This window comes from Candidatus Thioglobus sp., from assembly GCF_029243085.1.
Lineage (GTDB): Bacteria > Pseudomonadota > Gammaproteobacteria > PS1 > Pseudothioglobaceae > Thioglobus_A.
Window position 1 is genome coordinate 1 of sequence record NZ_JAQWSS010000121.1, and the last position, 3,165, is coordinate 3,165.

Here is a 3,165-nt window from a genome sequence, read left to right on the forward strand (position 1 = left end):
CTTTTGCCATACCAGCAATTAATAATAATACTTCTTGCATCTGTTTAAGCATTACTTTACGTCCATCAATTAACATTAAAGCATGCGAAAGATTATTAATATCTTCGGAAGTACAAGCAAAGTGGAAAAATTCACTCACTGCATTTAATTCAGCATGATCTTTAATCTTATCTTTTAAGAAATACTCAACCGCCTTCACATCATGATTTGTAGTACGCTCAATATCCTTGACGGCCTGCGCATCTTCCAATGAAAAATTAGAGGCAATATTTGCTAAAAATTTGCAAGCCTCGGCACTAAACACAGGTACTTCTTCAATACCTTTATTATCAGCCATCGCTTGTAGCCATTCAACCTCAACTAAAACACGATACTTAATAAGTCCAAATTCACTAAAAATACTACTAAGTTCTTTAGTTTTATCAAAGTAACGTCCATCAATAGGTGAAATTGCAGTTAAAGCATTAAGTTCCATAATATATATTAAAGGCTATAAAAATGATAAAATTATACGCTCTTATTTATTCTTAAAAAAATACTCATCGTGAAATCGGACTACCTAAAACATATTGAAGAGCGCAAACTAACTAACTTACCACCACTTGTACTTAATGCAAAACAAACAAAATCAGTGGTGGATCATCTCATTGCAGCTGATGATGATATTTTTTATCTAGACTTATTGACTCATCGTGTTCCGCCTGGGGTGGATGAAGCTGCTTATGTAAAGGCCAGCTTCCTAGCAAGCGTTGCTAAAGGTGAGCAAACTTGTAATGCTATCAACCAACAACAAGCAACCCATTTATTAGGAACAATGATGGGTGGCTACAATATTTCGCCATTAATTGAACTTTTGGACTTTGATGCAACTGCTGCAACTGCTAAAGATGCACTGTCAAAAACCTTGCTAATTTATGAAGCATACCAAACAGTTATGGAAAAATCAGTCGATAACAACTTTGCCAAAGAAGTGGTTAATAATTGGGCAAATGGCGACTGGTTCACTACTAAAGATGAACTTCCTAGTGAAATCAAATTAACAGTATTCCGGGTTGAAGGTGAAATTAATACAGATGACTTATCGCCGGCTACAGAAGCTTGGTCGCGCCCTGACATTCCTTTACATGCGCAATCAATGTTAGTTAAAAAAATGGATAAACCATTAGAAACTATTGCGCAACTCAAAGCTAAAGGCTTGCCCCTGGCTTTTGTTGGTGACGTAGTAGGCACAGGCTCTTCGCGAAAATCCGCTATCAATTCTGTTTTATGGCATATGGGCAATGATATTGACTACATCCCTAATAAACGTGGTGGCGGTGTTGTTTTAGGTGGCAATATTGCCCCAATTTTCTTTAATACAGCCGAAGACTCTGGCGCACTACCAATTGAATGTGATGTGAGCAATCTCAATATGGGTGATGAAATTACTATCTACCCTTATGAAGGGAAAATCACTAATACGAATGGCGATATTGTATCCACCTTTGAATTAGCGCCAACCACCATGCCTGACGAAGTGCGTGCTGGTGGCAGAATTCCGCTAATTATTGGTCGCGGCCTAACGGACAAAACTCGACAAGATTTAGGATTATCCGTTAGTGACTTATTTTTACGCCCACAAGACGCAAGTGACAGTAATGTTGGCTATACTTTGGCTCAAAAAATTGTTGGCAAGGCGTGTGGTGTTGATGGTATTCGTCCAGGCACTTATTGCGAACCACGCATGAGTACAGTTGGATCGCAAGACACCACGGGCGCCATGACCCGTGATGAATTGAAAGAGCTTGCCTGTTTAGGCTTTTCAGCAGATCTAGTGATGCAAAGTTTTTGTCATACTGCGGCCTATCCGAAGCCAGTAGATATTGAATTACAACATTCATTGCCAGATTTTATGCAGTCTCGCGGCGGTGTCGCCTTAAAGCCTGGCGATGGTATCATTCATTCGTGGCTTAACCGTATGTTACTACCCGATACAGTTGGCACAGGTGGAGATTCTCATACGCGCTTCCCAATTGGGATTAGCTTTCCTGCAGGTTCCGGATTAGTGGCCTTTGGCGCTTCAATTGGCGTATTGCCTCTCGACATGCCAGAATCAGTCTTGGTGCGTTTTAGTGGCACCATGCAAGAAGGTATTACACTTAGAGATTTGGTTAATGCTATTCCTTATGTTGCCATTCAACAAGGATTATTGACCGTTGAAAAAGCCAATAAGAAAAACATCTTCTCGGGTCGAATTCTAGAAATAGAAGGTCTAGGGGATCTTAAAATTGAACAAGCGTTCGAACTAACGGATGCCTCTGCTGAACGCTCTGCAAATGGTTGCACTATTAAACTCAACAAAGAGCCTGTTGCAGAATATTTGCAGTCTAACATCGCCCTCCTGTCATCCATGATAGAAATGGATTATGAGGACAAAAAGACCATTGCACGTCGAATTCAAGCAATGCAAAAATGGCTAGATATGCCTGAACTGCTTGAGGCTGATGCTGATTGTGAATACGCCGCCATCATTGACATTAACCTTGATGAAATCAAAGAGCCGATTCTAGCTTGTCCAAATGATCCGGATGACGTTAAAACACTTTCAGATGTGGCCAACACTAAGATTGACGAAGTGTTTGTAGGCTCATGCATGACTAATATTGGTCATTTCAGGGCGGTAGCTCAACTATTAAAAAACGAATCCAAGTTACCTACGGAACTTTGGGTGGCACCACCAACACGCATGGATGAAGCGCAACTTAAAAAAGAAGGTATCTATAAAACTTTTGAGGCAATCACGAATCATACAGAAGTCCCTGGCTGCTCATTATGCATGGGCAACCAAGCGCGTGTCAATGATCATGCAACTGTTGTTTCCACTTCTACACGAAATTTCCCAAATCGATTAGGTGATAGTGCTGATGTTTATTTGTCTTCTGCTGAAGTTGCTGCAGTCGCAGCAAAATTAGGCTACATTCCTACTAAAAATGAATACTTGTCAGCCATGCGAGAAATGCAACCAGCCTCAGATGATATTTATCAATATTTAAATTTTGATAAAATTTCTGAATACCAAGAGGTTGTTGGTCATATTGCTCTAGATACCATCCTAGAAGAATAATGTTGCACTAACTTGCAATAAAAAAGCCGCTAACAGCGGCTTTTTTATTGTCTTGTAAAAAA

The 3,165-nt window shown here is 40.0% G+C and carries 2 protein-coding genes; one reads left to right on the forward strand and one right to left on the reverse strand.

The genetic code is table 11. The annotated features are described in order from the left end of the window. A partial coding sequence (locus P8M52_RS06735; RefSeq protein ID WP_300309124.1) for a lyase family protein occupies nucleotides 1-475 on the reverse strand: 475 nt, incomplete at its 3' end. A 69-nt stretch (nucleotides 476-544) separates the two neighbouring features. Between P8M52_RS06735 and acnB the strand changes: the two genes are divergently transcribed. Then, nucleotides 545-3,103 (forward strand): bifunctional aconitate hydratase 2/2-methylisocitrate dehydratase, encoded by a 2,559-nt coding sequence (gene acnB / locus P8M52_RS06740; protein WP_300309126.1) that lies wholly within the window; start codon nucleotides 545-547, stop codon nucleotides 3,101-3,103. Nucleotides 3,104-3,165 lie beyond the last annotated feature (62 nt).